This window comes from Bradyrhizobium sp. AZCC 2176 (genome assembly GCF_036924645.1).
Taxonomy (GTDB): Bacteria; Pseudomonadota; Alphaproteobacteria; order Rhizobiales; family Xanthobacteraceae; genus Bradyrhizobium.
Genome location: NZ_JAZHRX010000001.1, coordinates 729,019 through 749,207, shown reverse-complemented (window position 1 = coordinate 749,207; position 20,189 = coordinate 729,019). Strand labels below are relative to the sequence as shown.

21 protein-coding genes are annotated in these 20,189 nt (G+C 63.5%); 13 read left to right on the top strand and 8 right to left on the bottom strand.

The features are described from left to right. Positions 1–2: 2 nt before the first annotated feature. Complete coding sequence (locus V1288_RS03355) at positions 3–770, bottom strand: SDR family NAD(P)-dependent oxidoreductase (protein WP_334355725.1); 768 nt, start codon at positions 768–770, stop codon at positions 3–5. Between the two features lie 202 nt (positions 771–972). On the opposite strand from V1288_RS03355, the gene V1288_RS03350 reads away from it, so the two are divergent. After that, positions 973–1,518, top strand: a complete 546-nt coding sequence (locus tag V1288_RS03350) for a DUF2380 domain-containing protein (protein ID WP_334355724.1) — start codon at positions 973–975, stop codon at positions 1,516–1,518. A gap of 6 nt (positions 1,519–1,524) precedes the next feature. On the opposite strand, the gene V1288_RS03345 is transcribed toward V1288_RS03350, so the two are convergent. Next, the gene (locus tag V1288_RS03345; RefSeq protein ID WP_334355723.1) at positions 1,525–1,914 is read right to left on the bottom strand and encodes a RidA family protein; all 390 of its coding nucleotides are present in this window, start codon (positions 1,912–1,914) and stop codon (positions 1,525–1,527) included. Positions 1,915–2,402: 488 nt separating this feature from the next. Here V1288_RS03345 and V1288_RS03340 point away from each other — a divergent pair, with 488 nt between their 5' ends. Then, positions 2,403–2,843: a hypothetical protein gene (locus V1288_RS03340; RefSeq protein ID WP_334355722.1), complete on the top strand. Its 441-nt coding sequence runs from the start codon at positions 2,403–2,405 to the stop codon at positions 2,841–2,843. A 112-nt stretch (positions 2,844–2,955) separates the two neighbouring features. Here the strand turns inward: V1288_RS03340 and V1288_RS03335 are convergent, their stop codons facing one another. Further along, entirely contained in the window at positions 2,956–3,459 is a 504-nt protein-coding gene (locus V1288_RS03335) for a DUF1993 domain-containing protein (protein WP_334355721.1), read from the bottom strand. A 256-nt stretch (positions 3,460–3,715) separates the two neighbouring features. Beyond that, the gene (locus tag V1288_RS03330; RefSeq protein ID WP_334355720.1) at positions 3,716–5,068 is read right to left on the bottom strand and encodes a lytic murein transglycosylase; all 1,353 of its coding nucleotides are present in this window, start codon (positions 5,066–5,068) and stop codon (positions 3,716–3,718) included. A 333-nt stretch (positions 5,069–5,401) separates the two neighbouring features. Here V1288_RS03330 and V1288_RS03325 point away from each other — a divergent pair, with 333 nt between their 5' ends. The 5 genes from V1288_RS03325 (at position 5,402) to V1288_RS03305 (ending at position 10,578) form a co-directional block, all read left to right on the top strand. Further along, complete coding sequence (locus V1288_RS03325; RefSeq protein ID WP_334355719.1) at positions 5,402–6,271, top strand: FAD binding domain-containing protein; 870 nt, start codon at positions 5,402–5,404, stop codon at positions 6,269–6,271. Between the two features lie 5 nt (positions 6,272–6,276). Next, a complete protein-coding gene (locus V1288_RS03320) occupies positions 6,277–6,753 on the top strand; it encodes a (2Fe-2S)-binding protein (RefSeq protein WP_334355718.1) in 477 nt (158 codons plus the stop codon). Between the two features lie 17 nt (positions 6,754–6,770). Beyond that, entirely contained in the window at positions 6,771–9,044 is a 2,274-nt protein-coding gene (locus V1288_RS03315; RefSeq protein ID WP_334355717.1) for a xanthine dehydrogenase family protein molybdopterin-binding subunit, read from the top strand. A gap of 161 nt (positions 9,045–9,205) precedes the next feature. Beyond that, positions 9,206–9,775, top strand: coding sequence for a DinB family protein (locus V1288_RS03310; RefSeq protein WP_334355716.1), 570 nt, complete (start codon positions 9,206–9,208; stop codon positions 9,773–9,775). A gap of 389 nt (positions 9,776–10,164) precedes the next feature. Next, on the top strand, positions 10,165–10,578 hold the full coding sequence (locus tag V1288_RS03305; protein ID WP_334355715.1) for a VOC family protein: 414 nt from the start codon (positions 10,165–10,167) through the stop codon (positions 10,576–10,578). A 177-nt stretch (positions 10,579–10,755) separates the two neighbouring features. Here V1288_RS03305 and V1288_RS03300 read toward each other — a convergent pair whose 3' ends face one another. The 3 genes from V1288_RS03300 to V1288_RS03290 all read right to left on the bottom strand — a co-directional run bounded on the left by V1288_RS03300 (position 10,756) and on the right by V1288_RS03290 (position 13,961). Beyond that, positions 10,756–11,031, bottom strand: coding sequence for a hypothetical protein (locus V1288_RS03300; protein ID WP_334355714.1), 276 nt, complete (start codon positions 11,029–11,031; stop codon positions 10,756–10,758). 263 nt (positions 11,032–11,294) lie between these two features. After that, positions 11,295–11,543, bottom strand: coding sequence for a hypothetical protein (locus V1288_RS03295; protein ID WP_334355713.1), 249 nt, complete (start codon positions 11,541–11,543; stop codon positions 11,295–11,297). A gap of 972 nt (positions 11,544–12,515) precedes the next feature. Continuing rightward, positions 12,516–13,961 carry a helix-turn-helix domain-containing protein gene (locus V1288_RS03290; protein WP_334355712.1) on the bottom strand — a complete coding sequence of 482 codons (1,446 nt, stop codon included), beginning with the start codon at positions 13,959–13,961 and terminating at the stop codon, positions 12,516–12,518. Between the two features lie 214 nt (positions 13,962–14,175). Here V1288_RS03290 and V1288_RS03285 point away from each other — a divergent pair, with 214 nt between their 5' ends. From V1288_RS03285 to V1288_RS03275, 3 genes are all read left to right on the top strand, one after another. After that, positions 14,176–15,813, top strand: a complete 1,638-nt coding sequence (locus tag V1288_RS03285; protein ID WP_334355711.1) for an isocitrate lyase — start codon at positions 14,176–14,178, stop codon at positions 15,811–15,813. Positions 15,814–15,832: 19 nt separating this feature from the next. Then, complete coding sequence (locus V1288_RS03280) at positions 15,833–16,042, top strand: DUF4170 domain-containing protein (protein WP_108522535.1); 210 nt, start codon at positions 15,833–15,835, stop codon at positions 16,040–16,042. Between the two features lie 264 nt (positions 16,043–16,306). Beyond that, positions 16,307–16,861, top strand: a complete 555-nt coding sequence (locus V1288_RS03275; protein ID WP_334355710.1) for a hypothetical protein — start codon at positions 16,307–16,309, stop codon at positions 16,859–16,861. Here V1288_RS03275 and V1288_RS03270 read toward each other — a convergent pair. Then, complete coding sequence (locus V1288_RS03270; protein ID WP_334355709.1) at positions 16,858–17,748, bottom strand: metallophosphoesterase family protein; 891 nt, start codon at positions 17,746–17,748, stop codon at positions 16,858–16,860. The two genes, V1288_RS03275 and V1288_RS03270, sit on opposite strands and share 4 nt — an antisense overlap. Before the next feature lie 95 nt (positions 17,749–17,843). Here V1288_RS03270 and V1288_RS03265 point away from each other — a divergent pair, with 95 nt between their 5' ends. From V1288_RS03265 to V1288_RS03255, 3 genes are all read left to right on the top strand, one after another. Beyond that, positions 17,844–18,332 carry an NUDIX domain-containing protein gene (locus V1288_RS03265; RefSeq protein ID WP_334355708.1) on the top strand — a complete coding sequence of 163 codons (489 nt, stop codon included), beginning with the start codon at positions 17,844–17,846 and terminating at the stop codon, positions 18,330–18,332. Between the two features lie 334 nt (positions 18,333–18,666). Beyond that, a complete protein-coding gene (locus tag V1288_RS03260; protein WP_334355707.1) occupies positions 18,667–19,602 on the top strand; it encodes a glycosyltransferase family 2 protein in 936 nt (311 codons plus the stop codon). A 68-nt stretch (positions 19,603–19,670) separates the two neighbouring features. Continuing rightward, a complete protein-coding gene (locus tag V1288_RS03255) occupies positions 19,671–20,183 on the top strand; it encodes a GNAT family N-acetyltransferase (protein ID WP_334355706.1) in 513 nt (170 codons plus the stop codon). The last annotated feature ends 6 nt before the right edge of the window (positions 20,184–20,189 follow it).

Genomic DNA, 20,189 nt, shown 5'->3' with positions numbered 1-20,189 from the left:
GCTCACACAGCTCGATAACCGCCATCGACCATCACGATCGATCCGGAGACATAGGCCGACAAATCGGAGGCGAGGAAGATCGCAGGCCCGACGATGTCCTCCGCGGTGCCGGCGCGGCCCAGCGGGGTATGATCCATGAAGGTCTTCACCAGGTCCGGATTGTTGGCGCGGGCATTGGCGTTCAAGGGCGTCGCGATGAAGCCCGGGCCGATCGCGTTGACGCGGACGCCTTCCTTGCCGAGTTCGGCAGCGAGCGCCTTGGTGAAGCCGAGCACGCCGTGCTTGGAGGCGGTGTAGGCCGGCGAGCTCGGCGTGCGTACATGGACGAAGGACTGGATCGAGCCGATATTGACGATGCGTCCCTTGCTGGCGCGCAGCGGCGCGAGAAAGGCATGCGTCACATTGAAAACACCCGTGAGGTTGACCGCGATGATGTCTTCCCAGTCGTTGATGACGGCCTCTGCCGCGCCCAGCATGCCGTTGCGGCGGACGATGCCGGCATTGTTGACGAGGATCGAAACCTGCCCGACCTTGTCGGCGATTTGCTTGGCCATCGCGACGCAGTCTTCGCGCCTGGCGACGTCGAGTGCAAAGCTTTCGGCACTTCCGCCGGCGTCGCGGATTTCCTTGGCAGCCTCCGCCGCCGCCTTCTCTTCCCTGTCGAGCAGCACGACGCGCGCGCCCTCGCGGGCGTAACCGATCGCGATGGCGCGCCCGATGCCGGAGCCTGCACCGGTGACGACGGCGATATGATTCTGGAGAAGGGGCATGGGGCGTTTCCTCTTGCTTGATTTTGGCGGAGGATAGCAAGCGTGCCCGTTTGTACAAGATGGGTAAGGGACGGCAGTTTCGTAGGGTAGGCAGAGCGCAAGCGTGCTCACCATCGCAGGAATGGCTTAGCGAAATCCCCGTACGCTGGTATGATTCAGGCCCGGCAAGCGATGCCAACGTCGCAGGTGAAGGAGACGAAGCATGATGCGTGCAGCAACTCGATGGTGCGCGCTAAGCCTGCGCAGCGGCGCAAGGGCCGTGCTGATGCTGTGCGCGGTAGCCGCGCTGTCGTTTCCATCGGGCGGATCGCCCGCTGCCGCGCCGATTGCAGTGGCGGTAGCGGATTTCGATTATTTCGACACCTCCGGAGAGGTCGCGGACCAGAGCGCGGAGCATCGCGCCCGTGTGGCGTCGTTTGCAAAATTGCTGCGCGATAATCTGGCCGCCCAGGGCGACTATCGCGTGGTGGCGATCGAATGTCCCGATCATCCCTGCACCGCCACCAGCATGTCGCAGGAGGTTTTCATCGCCGCCGCCCGCCGGGCCGGCGCGCGGCTTGTAGTCTATGGCGGCATCCGCAAGATGAGCACGCTGGTGCAATGGGGCGAAATTCAGTTGCTCGATCTCGAAGCCGAGAAATTGCTGATGCGGCGAACGGTGACGTTTCGCGGCGACAACGATGCCGCCTATCGCCATGCCGCCAATTTCGTCGGCGATCAGTTGAAGGAAACGATGCCGAAGCCGTAATGCGTCCTACGCCTTCGCCAGTGACGCAACAGCTTCGATCTCGATCAGCATCTTCGGATCGGGCAGCGCCTGCACCACGCAGGTGGTGCGCGCGGGGTAGGGCGCGGGTCCGAACGCGGACGCATACAGCACGTTCATCGTGGCGACGTCGGAGGCGCGCGTCAGTAGCACGTTGACCTTGACGAGATCGCGAAACGTTGCGCCGGCCTCGCCGAGCACGCGCTTGATGTTGGCGACGACGAAGCCGAACTGCGCCTCAAAGCCGTCCGCCAGCGCGCCCTTGTCGTCAAAACCCGGAATGCCCGAGACGAACAGCAGGTCGCCGGTGCGGGTAGCGAACGAGAGCGGCGGGGACTTGATGCCGGCGGGCGGCGCGAAGTGCTGGATCGGGGCCATGTGACGCTCTCCATGAACGGTTCGGTGTCTCGAGCCTACAGCATGATCCGGAAAAGTGGATACCGGTTTTCCGAAAAGATCATGCTCCAATCAAAGCGTTAGAGCGGGATGACGATTCGAAGAAGCGTCATCCCGCTCTAACGCGCCGCTGCCTCGCTGGAAAGGCAGCGGCGCGGCGCTTGCGACCCGCCGATAGGTCTTAAAAAGGCATGGCGCCGGTGCGAGGAAATCCCCGGGCGAGTAGCTAGCGCGAAATGATCGCGGCGAGGGTAATCCAGTTCACAGGGGAGATAATTTTGTTCGCTTGGGCAGCTATTGCCGCGCCGATACCCGGCAGATCTCGATGAAATTGTGTCGGGGCCGCCGCGGTGCGCCGATGCTCGTGGCATCAATGCACTTTTCCCATCCGGCCGATAGGGTACAATCCGCCGATCACGACTCAATCGGCGCCGTACGCTGGCCCGCCAATTCCCCTGGAGAAGATATCGATGAAGATGCCATCCGCCCTTCGTGCCGCCGTGCTCGCGCTTGCGGCCATTGCCGGCGTCACGCTGTCCTCCGCCGCGCGTGCCGACGAAGGTTTCGTGCAACTCACGATCTACAAGGCGGGGTGGGTGATCGGCGGCTCCGGCGGCAGCGGCGTGCTGGATTTCCGCGGACGGCGATACCCGCTGTCGACCGGCGGGCTGGATTACGGCTTCGTGTTCGGCGGCTCGAAGACGATACTGCGCGGCCGCGTCAGCAACATCTATCGCCCCTCCGACGTTGCCGGCGTCTATGGCGCGGCCGGCGCGGGCCTTGCGATAGGCCGCGGCGCGCGCGCGATCGTGCTGACCAACCAGAAGGGCGCGGTGCTGGAGTTGACCGGCCACCAGGTGGGATTGATGGCGAACGCCGACCTCAGCGGCCTGGCGATCACGATGCGGTAAGGTTTTGTAGGGTGGGCAAAGGCACACAGGCGCCGTGCCCACCATCTAGCTCCTCGCGCGGACTGGTGGGCACGGCTTCGCTTTGCCCATCCTACGGTTCCTGAGCTAAGGGTTACCTCACCCCGAGAAAATCCCGCTTGCCGATCTCGACGCCGTTGTGGCGCAAAATGCCGTGGGCGGTGGCGGCATGGAAATAGAAGTTCGGGAAGGCGAAGCTGACGAGATATTGCCGGCCCTTCATCGTCATGGTGTTGCTCGGGCCAATGGGAAACGTCACCTCCCGCGTGTCGCCGCCGTCGAACTGCGCCGGCTTGAACGACTTCACATAGTCGATCGCTTTCCCGATCCGCTGCTGCAGCTCTTCAAAACTCTTTTCCGTGTCCGGCGTCTGTGGCACCTCGCTGCCGGTGAGGCGCGCGCAGGTCTTTGCGGCGAAGTCGCAGGCCGTCTGCACCTGCCGCGTCAGCGGATACATGTCCGGGTAAAGCCGGGCATTGAGCAGCACCTCGGGCTGGATGTTCTTCGCCTTGCAATGCGCTTCCGCCTTGGTGAGCAGGCTGGAAAGGCTGCCGAGAATCTGCAGGAAGGCGGGCACGGTCAAGTCATGGAAAGACATGTGATGCTCTTTTCGTGATGGGGATTAACTGCCTCAAGGAGGGTGAGGTGTTTTTGCGAGATGGGGCGGCGCGCGGGAAAATACAACACTTGCGGTGTGGCGATTGCGGTCAATTATTTCACGGCCTGTAGTCCAGATGGAGCCAACGGGTCGCGCGAATGCGCGCCCGATGACAGGCTCCGCGCAATCCGGGGTTCTGCGCACGCGGCACCGTCCCGGATTTCGCTGCGCTCGATCCGGGCTACGAGCAGTTCGTTCACCGCGCCGCCGGCATCACCATGCCCGCCGGCTGCGCCTGCACGCCCGGCCCGCGCATCCGCGCCAACAGCTCCGCCGTCGGCCAGGAATCCGCCGGCAAGCCGTACTTCACTTGCATCGCCTTCACAGCCGTGCGGCTCAACTGCCCCATCACGCCATCGACCTTGCCGACATTGAAGCCCGCGCGCACCAAGAGCTGCTGCAGCTCCTTGAGCTCGTTGAGTGGCAATTGCGCGACAGGCGTGGATGGCTGCCGCATCGGCGCTGCGCCGGCGATTCGGCTGGCGAGATAGCCCGCGGTGGTTGAATAGATCAGCGAGTTGTTCCACTCGGTATAGGCGGCGAAATTTGCGTAGGCGAGAAACGCCGGTCCGGTGCGGCCCATCGGCAAGAGCAGCGACGCCGGCAGGTCGTCGTTCGGCAGCGCGCGGCCGTCGGGATAGGTGACGCCAAGCTGCGCGAACTTTGCGCGCGGCAGTTTGACGGTGAGGTCGGCCTGGTCCCACGGGAAATTCTGCGGCGCGCGCACTTCCTGCAGCCATGGCTCGCCGCGCCGCCACTTCAATCCGTTGGCGATGTAGTTGGCGGTCGAGCCGATCACGTCGGGCACGCTGCGCAGCATGTTGCGGTGGCCGTCGCCGTCATAGTCCACCGCATAGTTGAAATAATGCGTCGGCAGAAATTGCGTCTGGCCGAGTTCGCCGGCCCATGAGCCGATCATCTCGCCAGCCGTGAGATCGCCGCGGTCGATGATCTTCAAGGCGGCGATGGTTTCCTTGCTGAACATCTCCGAGCGGCGGCAATCATAAGCCAGCGAAACCAGCGACGGCAGCGTATGCAGCTTGCCCAACTCGGCGCCAAAACTGCTCTCCAGCCCCCAGAATGCGGCGATCACGGCGGGCGGCACGCCATATTCCTTTTCGGCGCGCGCGAACGCCGCCGCATGCATCCGGATTCGCGCCTGCGCATTTTTTGCCGCGCCGTCGGACGCCCTGTTTCGTGCGAACTCGGTGAACACCTGGCCGAATACGCGCTGGCCGCGGTCGCGGTTGACGATGCTTTGGTCATAGACGAGGTAGGGTGCGGCTTCCGCCAGCGCGCGCTGCGAGACGCCTTCCGCCACTGCCTGCTGCTTGAGGTCAGCGAGGAAACGGTCGAACGACATGCCGTTGTGACAGGCGGCGGCGCGGGGCAATGGGGCCCTTGCGACCGGCTGGCCGGGAACGCCCGCGCCTGGCGGCCTCGGTTGCACCGCCGCAGGCCGGATCGGTGCGGGGGCGGGTTGGGCGATGGCGAGAGATGATAGGGACAGGGACGCCGCGGCAGCAAGCAGGAATCTGTAAAGCGGCATCAATGTCACCGGTTCGGGAGAGGGAGGATAGAAGCGCCTGTCCGCCGCAGCTCGGAGAGCGAAGGCGGATGCCCACCATTTCAAAGCAATCCAGGCAGTTCAATCAAGATGGTGGGCACGGCGCAAGGGCGCCTTTGCCTCACCCTACAGACTTCCGCCTCGGAGCAATCCGGGCCGCAAGCCCCGCCGCGCGCATAGGAGCCTGCCGTATGAGCCTGATCTCGCAGGCTGTTCCAATCGCCCGTCCCCGTGTAGGCTTGCCGTCTGCGCGTCTTTTGAAGGTGAGCCGACAATCACTGGGGCGGGCGGAACGAGGGAGATGGCGGAAAGACCATGACGGAACTCCGATATCTGGCGCCTGGCACGCTTGACGAAGCGGTCGGCGCATTTGCGAAAGCCGGCAGCGCCGCGCGCATCCTGGCCGGCGGCACCGATTTGCTGGTGCAGATGCGATCCGGCGTGCTCAAGCCCGCCGTGATCGTCGACATCAAGAAAATCCCGGAGATGACCGCGATCGAGCAGGCGGCCGACGGCAGCTTTCGCATCGGCGCCGCCGTCTCCGGCATGGCGCTCGCGGAACACAGGAGCTTTGGCAAGGTCTGGCCCGGCGTGCTCGAGGCCGTCAACCTGATCGGTTCCAAGCAGGTGCAGGGCCGGGCATCCGCGGGCGGCAATCTCTGCAACGGCTCGCCCGCCGGCGACAGCGTGCCGGCGATGGTTGCCGCCGGCGCCATCGTCACCGTGCAGGGCCCGGAGGGCCGCCGCGAGCTGAAGGTGGAAGACGTGCCCGCCGGTCCCGGCCGCACCAACTTAAAACCCGGCGAGATACTTGTGAGCTTTACGCTACCGCCGCGTCCGCGGGGATCGAGCGATGCCTACCTGCGCATGATCCCGCGCACCGAAATGGATATCGCCGTCGTCGGCGTCGGCGTCAGCCTGACGATCAAGGACGGCGCCGTCACCGCCGCCCGCGTCGGCCTCGGCGCCGTGGCGCCGACCGTGCTGCTGGTCGAGGACGCCGCGAAAGCGCTGATCGGCTCAAAGCTCGACGCCGCGGCGCTGGCGAAAGCAGCCAGCGCCTGTTCCGCCGCCTGCCGCCCGATCGACGACAAGCGCGGCACCATCGCCTATCGCACCAGGGTGGCCGGCGTGCTGCTCAAGCGCACCGCCGCGATCGCCGCCGAACGCGCTCAAGGGAAATAGACTTCATGGCCAAAGTTCACGTCACCACCACCATCAACGGCGAGCCGATGGAATTTCTGTGCGAGCCATCAGACACCATGCTCGACGCGCTGCGTGGACCGCTGGCGCTCACCGGGTCCAAGGAAGGCTGCGCCTCCGGCGATTGCGGCGCCTGCTCGATCACGGTCGATGACCGCCTGGTCTGCTCCTGCCTGATGCTTGCGGTCGAATCGCAGGACCATGAGATCAGGACCATCGAGGGCCTCGCGAACGGCGAACATCTGCATCCGCTGCAGCAGAAGTTTCTGGAAATGGCCGCCCTGCAATGCGGCATCTGCACGTCGGGCATGCTGGTCGCCTCCGACGCACTGCTGAGGAAAAACCCTGATCCGAGCGAGGAGGAAGTCCGCTTCTGGCTCGCCGGCAACCTCTGCCGGTGCACCGGCTATGACAAGATCGTCCGCGCGGTGATGGAAACCGCTGCCGAAATGCGCGCGCAATAATTGCGGGAGACAGCTCAATGAACCTCGTCACCAACAACAAGTGGATCGGCCAGCGCACGATACGTCCTGATGGCATGGACAAGGTTACCGGCCGCGCCCAGTTCGCTGCCGACACCACTATGCCAGGCCAGATCTGGGGCAAGGTTTTGCGCAGCCCGCATCCGCATGCGCGCATCAGGGGCATCGACACCTCGAAGGCGGAGAAACTGCCGGGCGTAAAAGCCGTCGTCACCTCCAAGGACATCGTCGATTTCCCGATCGAGAAGGGCGCGGTCATGCTGGGCATCCAGGACATGCGCTGGATGTGCCGCAACGTGATGGCGCGCGACAAGGCGCTGTTCCCCGGCCACCCCGTCGCTGCCGTGGCCGCCACCACGGAGGCGATCGCGGCCGAGGCCTGCAAGCTGATCGAGGTCGATTACGAGGTGCTGCCGTGGTCGATCGAGATCGACGACGCGATCAAACCCGACGCGCCGATCCTGCACGAGTTCAACAAATTCGACGGCAAGCCCTCCAACATCGCCGGCCGCCTCGAGCACAAGAAGGGCGATATCGCGGAAGGTTTCAAGAAGGCCGACATCGTCATCGAGCGCACCTTCACCACGCGTCCCGTTCACCAGGGCTATATCGAGCCGCATGCCTGCCTGATCTCGGTGGCGCCTGACGGCAAGACCACGATCTGGAGCTCCAGCCAGGGCCAGTTCATGGTGCGCGCGATGACGGCCTATCTCACCGGCATCCCGCAGAGCGACATCCGCGCCATCCCCGCCGAGATCGGCGGCGGCTTTGGCGGCAAGACCATCGTCTATCTCGAACCGCTCGCGACATTGCTTGCGAAAAAGTCCGGCCGCCCGGTGAAGATGGTGATGACGCGCGAGGAAGTGATGCGCGCGACCGGCCCCACCTCAGGCTCGAAGAGCACGGTGAAAATCGGCGCCACGAAAGACGGCAAGATCGTCGCCGCGCACGGCACCTTCTATCTGCAGGCCGGCGCCTTCCCGGGCTCGCCGATCCGGGGCGCCGCGGGCTGCAGCTTCACGCCCTACGACATCCCGAACCTGCTCTCAGAGGGTTTCGACGTCTGCTCCAACCGCTCCAAAGTCGCGGCCTATCGCGCACCCGGCGCGCCGATCGGCGCCTATGCCGTCGAATGCGTGATGGATGAAGTCGCAGAACGCCTGAAGATGGATCCGCTCGACTTCCGCCTGAAGAACGCCGCCAAGGAAGGAACCAAAGCCGCGCACGGCCCGGTCTTCCCGCGCATCGGCTATATCGAGACGGTGGAAGCCGCCAAGAACTCGCCGCATTATGCCGCGCCGCTCGGCGACGGCCACGGCAGGCCGAGGGGTAGGGGCGTCGCTTCCGGCTTCTGGTTCAACGCCGGCGGCGAATCCTCCGCGCAAGTCAACATCACCGAGGATGGCAACGTCGTCGTCACGACAGGCCATCCTGACATTGGGGGATCGCGCGCGGGCATCGCCAACATCTGCGCCGAACTCCTTGGGATTGATTACCGCCGCGTCTCCGTCATCATCGGCGACACGCAGACGGTCGGCTTCTCCAACCTGACCGGCGGCAGCCGCGTGCTGTTCGCCTCGTCGATGGTGGTGACGCAGTCGACCGAAAAGATCATCCAGACGCTGCGCGAGCGCGCGGCCAAGATCTGGGAGATCGATCCGGAAGCGGTGAAGTGGGAGAACGGCGCGGCGCATCCGGTCAGCCCGAACGCCGGCCAGTTCGAGCCGCTGACGCTGCAAGAGCTCGCCGAGAAGGCGCCCGCGATGGGCGGGCCTATTGGGGCCGGAGTGCAGCTCAATACCCAAGGCGCCGATGGCGGTTTCGGCACCCATGTCTGCGACGTCGAGGTCGACGTCGATCTCGGCATCGCGCGCGTGATCCGCTACACCGCCGTGCAGGATGTCGGCCGCGCCATTCACCCCGGCTATGTCGAGGGCCAGCTCCAGGGCGGCGTCGCGCAAGGCATCGGCTGGGCGCTGAACGAGGAATACATCTACACGCGGGAAGGCAAGGTCGATAATCCCGGCTTCCTCGACTATCGCATGCCGGTCTGTTCGGACCTGCCGATGATCGACTGCATCATGGTCGAGATCCCGAACCCGAAACACCCGCAAGGCGTCAAGGGCGTTGGCGAAGTGCCGCTGGTGCCCGTGATGGCGGCGGTAGCGAATGCCATCTACAACGCGCTCGGCAAACGCTTCTACGCCCTGCCGATGTCGCCGCCGAAGGTGCTGGAGGTTTTGGAAGCGCCGACGCGAGAGGCGGCGGAGTAGGAGTCTAGGTGGGTTGGTCGGTCTAACCCGTCATTGCCTGCGACAAACGCGGAGCGTTTGCGCAAGGGAGCGAAAGCGACGAAGCAATCCATCCGTCCCCAAGCGGCACTATGGACTTCTTCGCTTCGCGCGCAATGACGCTACGATGAGCGCCCCTCAACATGAATGACGTGCTTCCCTATCGTACCATGGCATACAACAACGCCTGGGCAAACCACCGGCTGCTCACCGCCTGCGCGCGGCTGTCGCCGGAAGAATTCACCGCAAAACGAACCGGCTTCTTTCCAAGCCTGCGCGCCACGCTCAACCACATCCTGATCATCGACCACTTCTATGTCGATGCGATGGAAGGCGGCACGCTGGGGCCTGCCGCCTGGGCGGACGAAGAGCCTTGTGAGACCGTTGCCGCGCTGAAAGAAGCGCAGGCCGCAGTCGACCAACGCTTGCTCAACGTCGTCGAAGCGCTCGATAGCGCCGGCTTGCAGCGCATCGTCTCCGTGCATCGCGGCACCTCCATCCAGCGCGAGCGGATGGACCGCTTGCTGCTGCATCTGTTCCAGCATCAGGTGCATCATCGCGGCCAGGCCCACGCGATGCTCAGTGGCACGTCGGTGAGCCCGCCGCAACTCGACGAGTTTTTCTCGGCGGGGGAGGCGCCGTTGCGGGCGGAGGAGTTCGCGGAGTTGGGCTGGACGGAGGAGAAAGTCTGGGGTTCAGACGCTGGCACTTGAGTAAGCGTAGCCCGGATGCGCGGAGCGATATCCGGGGGCTTTGTCCCGATTCCCGCACATCGCATGCGCTCATGCGGGCTACTATGCCGTCTTCACCTGAAGATCAACCAACCTAGCGGGATCAGAATACAAAGCGTCAAGGAAACCCCGAGCGCGAGCCGCCCGAATCTCTCCAAGCATGAAATCTGCGAGGGATCGCGATCCGGCTGGCGATCCAGCCAGCGGCGGAAGACGCCTAGGGGCCAACCGAATAGCCAACCAAAGATCAGGCCGATGAGACGTAAGATGCCTTCAAGCGAATCCACTGCGGATCTCTCTGTCCTCATGCGATTTTTAGGTGCGATTAACATCGCGACAAGGGCGTCAGCAGGCCAAGGGGAGATGCAGCCGTGAGCGATCAAAGTCCCCCTTCCACCTCACCCTTCCAGTCCATCCGCGCCATCGACTACACCGTCATCCTCGTGCGCGACATGGCGGCGATGCGCCGGTTCTATGAGGGCATCCTCCGCTTATCCCTGACGCGGGAGCTGTCGGCGGGATGGCTCGAATACCAGATCGGCGGCAACACGCTTGCGCTGTCGCGGCCCGGCCGGACGGCAAAGGATGCGCCGACGCCCGCGGGCAGCGCTTCGCTGCAACTTGCGTTCAAGGTCGAGGCGCCCGATGTCGATCGCTGCGCCGACGAACTGGTGCGGCACGGCGTCGATCTGCTGGAGCCGCCGACCAACCAGCCGTTCGGCCATCGCACGCTGTTCTTCAGGGATCCCGATGGGAATCTGCTGGAGGTGTATGCGGAGATTTGATGTAGACCACTCTGCGAGGTCTCAGACCTCATCCTGAGGAGCCGCGAAGCGGCGTCTCGAAGGATGAATGGCACCACCGGGGCCTCGTGGTTCGAGACGGCGCTAAAGCGCCTCCTCACCATGAGGGTTTAAGAAGATTTGCGGCGATCCAGGAGTTTTGCCGCCGAGCAGTCACGCTCAGTTCAGCGTCAGCCACACCAAATTGCCGTCGTGCTGACAGGTATTGCAGTGCGCTGGCTGGTTGAAGGTGTTGGCGAGCTGCCATTCCTGCGCTTCGTTGCTCCATTGCGCCGTGGCGTGGCAGATGATGTCGTCGGAACCGCAGGCGGCGCAGACCGGCGTCGAACGGGCAGCCCTGCTCGTCACCTTCCGCTCGACCGGCTGCGGCCGGTCCTGGGGGGCGCGGTCCTGGGTGATTTCGAACGGGTTCAACAGCATAACGCGTCGCAACATCGGTCCTGATCCATCCGCGAGTAGAATCGCTGCTTTCAAACTAGCGAATCGGCTTGGCCGTTCCATCGCAAAATTGCGGAATACCCACGTTTTAAATGTGATCGTCACCAGCGGGACACAGAGTCGGTTTGCCGGCGAGGAGAAGGCGATCCTTGGATGCATCGCACCCGCGCCAGTGACGTGAGAGAGCTGTAGAAAGATCGAATCTGGACAAACGCATGCAAAACGGCCCGGCATCGATGCCGGGCCGTTCTGTAGGAGAATTAGTACGTCTTCTTCGCGGCCGATCCGGTTGTCGTCTGGTGGCCAGGCGCGCTTTTCGAATGGCCCTTGGCCGTTTTCTTCTGGTGTCCCGGGGCGTATTCAGACGCGCCCGGCGCGGTCGAAGTCTTGCTCTTCTGCATCTTGTGTCCCGGGCTGACTTCCGAGGAGCCCGGAGACTTCGTGCTCGTCTGCGCAAACGCGGCCGTCGTGAGCAGCACGGTCGAAACGGTAAGCAACATTTTCAGCATTGGTCTCTCCTGTTGTAAGGCAACCAAGCAAACGTCGCGCCCGCGACGATGTTCCGCTTTTTCCCGATTGCGGGTGCGGCGCGATGTGATGCCGATGAGATGTAATGCTGATGAACAGTTCTTCATCTTCGCGCCGGAAACTTCTGCCAGACCTCATCCTGGGGAGGCGCGAAAGCGCCGTCTCGAAGGGTGGAAGCCCAGATGCAGCAGCATGGGCCTGCATGGCTCAAGACGGCGCAGAGCGCCTCCTCACCATGAGGGTTTAGAGCCCAGCGGCTGCGCGCAAACAAAAAGTTTCTCAATCATTTCAAGCTGATTTGCCCGGTCCAGTCCTGCGCGAAAAAAGAATCCTGTTTTCGCGCGACCCAAATCAGTCCTACAACTCCCGCCATCCCGGCCCGCAAGAGGGGCGTATCGCGATCGTCACGAACGTTGGGCCGGGCTGCGGTGGACGCGAGAGCGCCGGGCGCGTGATTGATATCGCAGGGCGGGCTTCCCGTGAGCGATCGGCGCGCGCCAGACGAACGGCGCATTTGCGTACGGCAAAACCGTGTGGTCCTGGCACCCGTTGCTGGTGTCAAGTCGGCGGAGGTTTGCAAAGCTCAACCGGGCGATGCGAGCCGCCAATTCGCCGGCGACGGAGGCAAAAGGAATTCGTCTCCGGGGAGAGCTCGGCATAAGCCGTCAAACCATTGCGCAGGGAAGGCCGGATGCCCCGGCTGATACCTGTATGCTCGTGTGCGCCTTTCGTTGCGCTTATTGCACACGAGACCGCGGGTGCCAGCCAGCACCCGGCCTTCCCTGCGCCCTGATTGTTTGGGGGCAAGAATTCAAGCACAACTCGGGCGCAATGCGCCGCGAGATCGAGAAACCATGTCTATCCCCGTCATTGCGAGCGAACCGAAGCAATCCATTCTTCCTTCGTGCCGCGAGATGGATTGCTTCGCTGCGCTCGCAATGACGATGAAACCCTCACAACTCCCGTGCATTCGAAAACGCGAACGAGCTCACCCGCCGCGTGTTCTCATCCAAAATCAGCGTCCGCGTGATCGGCGGCTCGGCGCGCTGGCTGCAGTTTTCGCGTTCGCAGAGCCGGCAATTGACGCCGATCGGCGTGCCTTCCGCCTTCTCCAGATCCATCCCGGCGGCGTAGACGAGCTTTGCCGCATGGCGGATTTCGCAACCCAATCCAATGGCAAAACGCGGCTGCGGCTGCGGGTGCGGGGCGATCGGGCGGCGTACCATCTGCGCGATCGAAAAATAGCGCGTGCCGTCGGGCAGTTCGATGACCTGCTTGAGCAGGCGGTCCGGCGTGTCGAAGGTCGAATGCACGTTCCACAGCGGGCAGGTGCCGCCGAATTTCGAGAACGGGAACGTGCCGGAAGAAAACCGTTTCGAGACGTTGCCGGCATTGTCGACGCGCAGCAGGAAGAACGGCACGCCGCGCGCGTTCGGCCGCTGCAGCGTGGTGAGGCGATGACACACCTGCTCGAAGCCGGCATTGAAACGCTGCGCCAGCACGTGCACGTCATAGTTCAACGTCTCGGCTGCGCTATGGAACGGCTGATAGGGCATCATCACGGCGGCAGCGAAGTAGTTCGCAAGCGTAATCCGATAAAGCCGCCGCGGCGTGTCGTCGAGCGGACCGGCGCGGTTGGCGATGGCGTCGATGGCAGCGCCGCATTCGGCCAGGCCGATCTGCAGCGCCAACTGGAAGGCGCGGCCGGAGCCGTCGATCAGTTCGGAGATCAGCAATTGCCGGCGATGGCGGTCGAACCGCCGCAGCGTCTCGCGCATCACGTCAACCGGCATGATGCGGGTGACGATCGAATGCTTTTCGCGCAACCGCGCCGAAAGCGCCGCGAACAATTCTTCCGCAGAGACGTTCAGCTCGTCGCGCAGGTTTTCCGCGGCCTGTTCGAGTTCCGGAAAATAGTTGCGGTTGGCCTCGATCAGGTCGCGCACGCGCTCGATCGGGTTGGCCTCGAACCGCGCGCCCTCGTCGCGGTCGGCCATTTGCGCCGCCACGAGAGTTTCGCCGCGGCGGGCCTCGGTATAGGCCGCGTAGAGGCGTTGCAGCGAATGCGTCACGCCGGGGCAGAGCTCCGCGAGGTCTCGCAATTCCTGCTTGGGCAGGTCGATCTGGCGGAACAGCGGATCGGAAAAAATCTCGTTCAGCTCGGCGAAAAAGCGGTCTTCGTCGGCGGTGGCGAGGTCGCGCAGGTCGAGGTCATAGGTTTCGGCCAGCCGCAGCAGGATCTGCGCCGTCACCGGCCGCTGGTTCCGCTCGATCAGATTGATGTAGCTCGGCGAAATCCCGAGCCCCTCGGCGATCTGGGTCTGCGACAGCCCAAGCTGCTGACGGATCCGCCGGAACCGGGGGCCGACGAAAAGTTTCTTTCCGGAGTCGGTGGCCATGGCAGGGTTCCTTGACCCGATTTTGCGACAAAATTTACAAAATGACACTTGTGACAAGTTCATATGTTACATGACATCACCATTCAAAATCAAGCCACCTATACCAATTGGAAAGTTTCGCGTTTAGCTCTCAGGCACGTTTCGCAACGCACTGTCACGAATGTCGATGGCGAGACAAGCGCTGCAGATTTGTCGTCACCGAAAGGATCATGCCATGAATTACCAGCCACGCGGGATCAGTGACCGGACTATCCAGGGACCGGCTTCCTATCTGAGCGAGATTGGAGCTGCCGAGGCGCTCCTCAAGACCAAGCCGACCTGGGACGGCGTCACCGCCGAAGCCGTGGCGCGCATGCGTCTGCAGAACCGCTTCAAGACCGGCCTGGACGTCGCCCGGTACACCGCGGCGCTGATGCGCAGCGATATGGCGGCGTATGACGCCGATCCCACCAAGTACACCCAGTCGCTCGGGTGCTGGCATGGCTTCATCGCGCAGCAGAAGCTGATTTCGGTCAAGAAGCATTTCGGTACGACCGATCGCCGCTATCTGTATCTTTCCGGCTGGATGATCGCCGCGCTTCGCTCCGAGTTCGGACCGCTTCCTGATCAGTCGATGCACGAGAAGACCTCGGTGCCGGCGCTGATCGAAGAGCTCTACACCTTCCTCCGCCAGGCGGACTCCCGTGAGCTCAACGATATCTTCCGCGCCCTCGACGCCGCTCGCAAGGCGGGCGACCAGGCGAAGGAAAAGGCATTGATCGAAAAGATCGACAACTTCCAGACGCATGTCGTGCCCGTCATCGCCGACATCGACGCTGGTTTTGGTAATGCAGAGGCGACCTATCTGCTCGCAAAGAAGATGATTGAAGCAGGTGCGTGCGCTTTGCAGATCGAAAATCAGGTCTCCGACGAAAAGCAGTGCGGCCACCAGGACGGCAAGGTGACTGTGCCGCACGAGGTGTTCCTGGCGAAGATCCGGGCCTGCCGCCATGCCTTCCTCGAACTGGGCGTCGAAGACGGCATCATCGTGACCCGCACCGACTCGCTGGGTGCCGGTCTCACTCAGCAAATCGCTGTGAGCCACAAGCCCGGCGACCTCGGCGATCAGTACAACAGCTTCCTGGATTGCGAGGAAGTGACAGCCGCCACGGCCCGGAATGGCGATGTCATCATCAACCGCAACGGCAAGATGATGCGTCCGAAGCGGCTTGCCAGCAACCTCTACCAGTTCCGTACCGGTACTGGCGAAGATCGCTGCGTGCTCGACTGCATCACCTCACTGCAGAACGGTGCCGATCTGCTTTGGATCGAGACCGAGAAGCCGCATATCGAGCAGATCGCCAAGATGGTCGACCGCATTCGCGAGGTCATTCCGAACGCGAAGCTGGCCTACAACAACTCGCCCTCGTTCAACTGGACGCTCAACTTCCGTTGGCAGGTGTATGACGCGATGAAGGAAGCCGGCAAGGATGTCAGCAAGTACAATCGGGCCGAACTGATGAAGCCGGAATACGACGATACGCCGCTGGCCATTGAAGCCGACGAGCGCATCCGCACCTTCCAGGCCGATTCAGCAAAGCGTGCTGGCATCTTCCACCATCTGATCACGTTGCCGACCTATCACACGGCAGCCCTGTCGACTGACAATCTCGCGAAGGAGTATTTCGGCGAGCAGGGCATGCTGGGCTATGTGAAGAATGTTCAGCGTCAGGAGATCCGTCAGGGCATCGCCTGTGCAAAGCATCAGAACATGGCCGGCTCCGATATCGGTGACGATCACAAGGAATATTTCGCCGGTGAAGCCGCTCTGAAGGCGGGCGGCGCCCACAACACGATGAACCAGTTCGGCTAACGCTGGAAGGAGACTGACAATGACCAAAGGCAGCAATTTCTGGGTGATTGGCGGCGAATTCGGATCGATGAACTTCCACAAGCTGGTGGAAGGCTCGGCCCAGGTTCAGGGTCCGTTCAAGACCCGCAAGGAAGCCGAGGACGCCTGGCGCGTCGTGTCGGAAGAGAACCGCCACAAGGCCGGCGTACGCTTCTCCATCGTGGAAGAGCCCTCGCGCGTCTCGGCCTGATAAAACTTAAGGAAACGGCCCAAGGACAGGCGGCCCCATCCGGATCTCCGGGTGGGGCCGTTTGCGTTCTCGAAGCGGTGGGAAGACGAGCCGAGCTCGCTCCGGGAGACGAGCCGAGCTCGCTCCGGGAGGGCCGGGGTGGGCGTCGCCGCCGGCTCGAAACCCGGTGGACCGCTAAGCTATTGCAAACAAACAGCCATTGCGCGCAACATAGTTACTGCTAGGTTAACCGGGCCCACCCCTTCAGGATAAAGGCGGCTTACGATGTCAAACGCGCAAAACACCGGCAACGAGGCCCGCGACATGCGACCGACGCGGCTGCGCGACGCGCTCCGCCAGGCCCGCATCGAGGCCGCCGACCGCACCGGCGTCGTGGTCGAACTGCGCGATGCCGAGGTCGCCCGGCTCGAGATCCTGAACGAGGCACTCGATCCGCTGTTCGCCGAGGTGCCGGCGCAGATCGACCTGTTCGATCGCGGCGTCAGCCAGGGCGAGACGCCGCGGCTGTGGATCGATGTGGTGGCGCATGTGGTGATGGGGCGCGACAAGCGCATTTACCGCTTCGTGCAGGATACGCGGTTCGGCCGCATCGTGATCGCCGAGTCGCATGACGTGCCTGTTATCGTCGACGCCGTCACCGGTTATGTCGCGCGCCGCATGATCGAGCGCGAGCATGCGATGGTGGCAACGCCGGTGGCCGAGCCGGCCGTGGAAAAAAAGCCGCGCCGCCGTGGCTTCGGCATGTTCGTGCTCGGCTTCGTGCTGGGCGCGGTGGCGCTGTTCGGCGTGGCGCTGTATGCGAGCTTGAAGAACTTCTAGAGCAGCGTCGCGTGCTTGATCTGCTTGACGCGGAAGTCGGCGTCGATGGCGCGCACGGTGTGCACGCAGTGCCATTTGCCGCTGTCGCGCGTGATCGAAAACAGATTATACGCCGCGGCCGGATAATGCCGGTGCGCCAGCGCCGACGCCGACGGCACGCCGACCACGGGGATCTGACGGTCGGCGCCTTCGAGCCACATCGTCGAATGGATATGGTCATGGCCGTGCAGCACCAGTTCCACGCCGCGCCGCTTCAGCACGGCGCGGAGCGCCTTCGAATCGGTCAGCCGCTTCATCCGTGAACTCGAGTGCAGGGGATGATGCACCAGCAGCACCCGGAAGGCGTCATCGGCGGACATCTGCGCCAGATGGCGCTCGAGCGCATCGAGCTGCGCGCGGCCAAGCCGGCCCGTAGCCATCAATGGCAGCGTCGGCACCGCCGAGGACACCCCGATCAGCGCGAGCGGCCCGCGCCGGCGCACAAACGGAAACGGCATGCCATCCGCCGCGGCATCGCCGCGCAGGTATTGCTCGAACGCGCCGGCGAAACGATGCCGCGTCGCTCGCACATAGGCGTCGTGATTGCCGGGAACGACCGTGACCCGTTGCGGCGTGCCGACGCTTTCGAGCCAGGCCTGGGCCGGGGTGAACTCCGCCTCCAGCGCCAGGTTGACGAGATCGCCGGTCACCGCGATGTGGTCCGGTCGCTGCGCCTGCATGTCGGCGACCAGCGCGTCCAGCACCTCGCGGCGGTGATATTTGTGGCGGTTGCGGGTCCAGTTGAGATAGCCGAGCGCACGCTTGCCCGCGAGATCACGGAGCCGCGCCGCGGGCAGGGGCGGCAGATGCGGATCGGACAGGTGCGCCAGCGTGAAGGTATCGCTCATTCGCGCTCCGCCGCATTCCCTGTGATATAGAGCCGTCGCACGATCATGTCGGCGATATAAGGATCAAAGGTGATAGCTGTCCATCGGAGGTTTGCGTGACGGCGCTGCAGCACTTGCGAAAACGTCTCGAACCGCAATTGCGGCGGGCCTTCCACCTCTACTGGCGGATGGCCCGCGGCATGACGCTCGGGGTTCGCGGTGTCGTGCTCGATGGCGACGACAAGGTGTTTCTGGTCAGGCACAGCTACGTCGCCGGCTGGCACCTGCCGGGCGGCGGGGTCGAGGTCGGCGAAACCTTTCTCGAAGCCCTGCGGCGGGAATTGGTGGAAGAGGGGCGGATCGAACTGACCGGGGAGCCGGTGCTGCACGGCCTGTTCTTCAACGGTCACGTCTCCCGCCGCGACCATGTCGCGGTTTACGTCATCAGGCAGTTCCGGCAGGACCGCCTGCCGGCGCCCAACCACGAGATCGTCGAGTGCGGGTTCTATGCGGCAGGGGCGCTGCCGGCGGAGACGACCCGGGGCACGCGGCTGCGGATCGCCGAAGTGCTCGATCGCGTGGCGCCGGTCGCGACCTGGCGCTAGTGGTCGCTCATGCCAGTACGTGCTGTTAAATTCACCTTGCTGGCGTTCTCGGTCGCCTGGACAGCCTGGCTCTGGCGCTTCGATCAGGGGCCGCGCCAGACAGATCGCCCTCCTGGTCGCCGTAAACCTTGCGCTAAACCTGATTCTCACGGCCCATCCGATATTTACGCCATATTATATCCTTCCGATCGACATGCTCTCGCTCTGGACTCTGCTGTTCGCAACGCTCGATCTGCGCGGCGAACGGGCCGCAGACAGTGCGGCTTCCCCCAACCGGCCAACGCCTGATTGCGGTATGACGCGCCATGGACGGACTTAATTCGGTGAGCGTGCGATGACCGGACCTGCGCTACGGATTGCGGTTCTCGTGCCGTGCTTCAATGAGGAAGCCGCGGTCGCTACCGTGGTCTCCGACTTCCGCAAGGCATTGCCGACGGCGAAGATCTACGTCTACGACAACAATTCCAAGGACCGCACCGTCGAGGTAGCGCGCGCGGCCGGCGCCATCGTGCGTAGGGAGCGCCGCCAGGGCAAGGGGCATGTGGTCCGGCGCATGTTCGCCGATGTCGATGCCGACGTCTATGTACTGGTCGACGGCGACGCGACCTATGACGCGCCAAGCGCGCCGCGCATGATCGATACGCTGGTCAACGACCACCTCGATATGGTGGTGGGATTTCGCGTCGACCAATCGGTCACTGCCTACCGACCCGGCCATCGCACCGGCAACTGGATGCTGACGAGTTTCCTTTCCTCGGTGTTCGGCCAGGAATTCAAGGATATCCTTTCCGGCTACCGCGTGTTCTCGCGCCGCTTCGTCAAATCCTTTCCGGTGCTGTCCGATGGATTCGAGATCGAAACCGAGCTAAGCGTGCACGCGCTTGAACTGGCGCTGCCGGTGTTGGAAGTCGAGACGCCTTACTATGCCCGCCCCGAGGGATCGTTCAGCAAGCTGAACACCTGGCGCGACGGTTTTCGAATTCTCGGCACCATCCTGAAACTGTACCGGTCGGAAAAGCCGCTGCGGTTCTTCACGGTGATCGGCATCTTCCTGATGCTGGTTTCGATCGGCCTCGCGATCCCCGTGATCGTCACCTATCTCGAGGAAGGCCTCGTTCCGCGGCTACCGACCGCGGTGCTGTCGATGGGCCTGATGATCGTGGCGGTGCTGTCGGCATCTTCGGGGCTGGTGCTGGATACGGTGACGCGCGGCCGCCGCGAAATGAAGCTTTTGGCCTATTTGTCCCAGCCCACCATTAGCAGGGATTGAGGCAATACCGGGATTGCCGCTTCCAGCGATGGACCGCGCCGCCGCCAGATGCTATCCCGCGCCCCATCATGAGCGAACTCGACGTCACCATCCTGGCCGAAACACCAAAAGACGCGCAGTCGATCGAGCGCCTGCACGAGCGCACATTCGGTCCCGGCCGTTTCGTGCTGAGCGCCTACCGCCTGCGCGAGCATGTCGATCACCTGCTCGACCTCTCGTTCACGGCGCGGATCGGCACATTGCTGGTCGGCTCGGTGCGGCAGTTGCCGATCTGCATCGGCGACACGCCGGCCCTGATGCTGGGGCCGTTGACGGTCGAGCCGCCGTTCCGAAAGCGCGGCGTCGGGCGCATGCTGCTCGATCGGTCGCTGCAGGACGCCAAGGCCAAGGGCCATCGGCTCATCATTCTGGTCGGCGACGAACCCTACTACAGCCGCGTCGGCTTCAAGGTCATCCCGAAGGGGCGGGTGATCATGCCGGGTCCCGTCGACTACAGCCGCCTCCTGATCGCGGAACTGGTCGAGGGCGCCTTCGACGGTGTCTCCGGCGATATCCGGCCGGACTGGAGCAAGGCGCGGTAGCGTAGC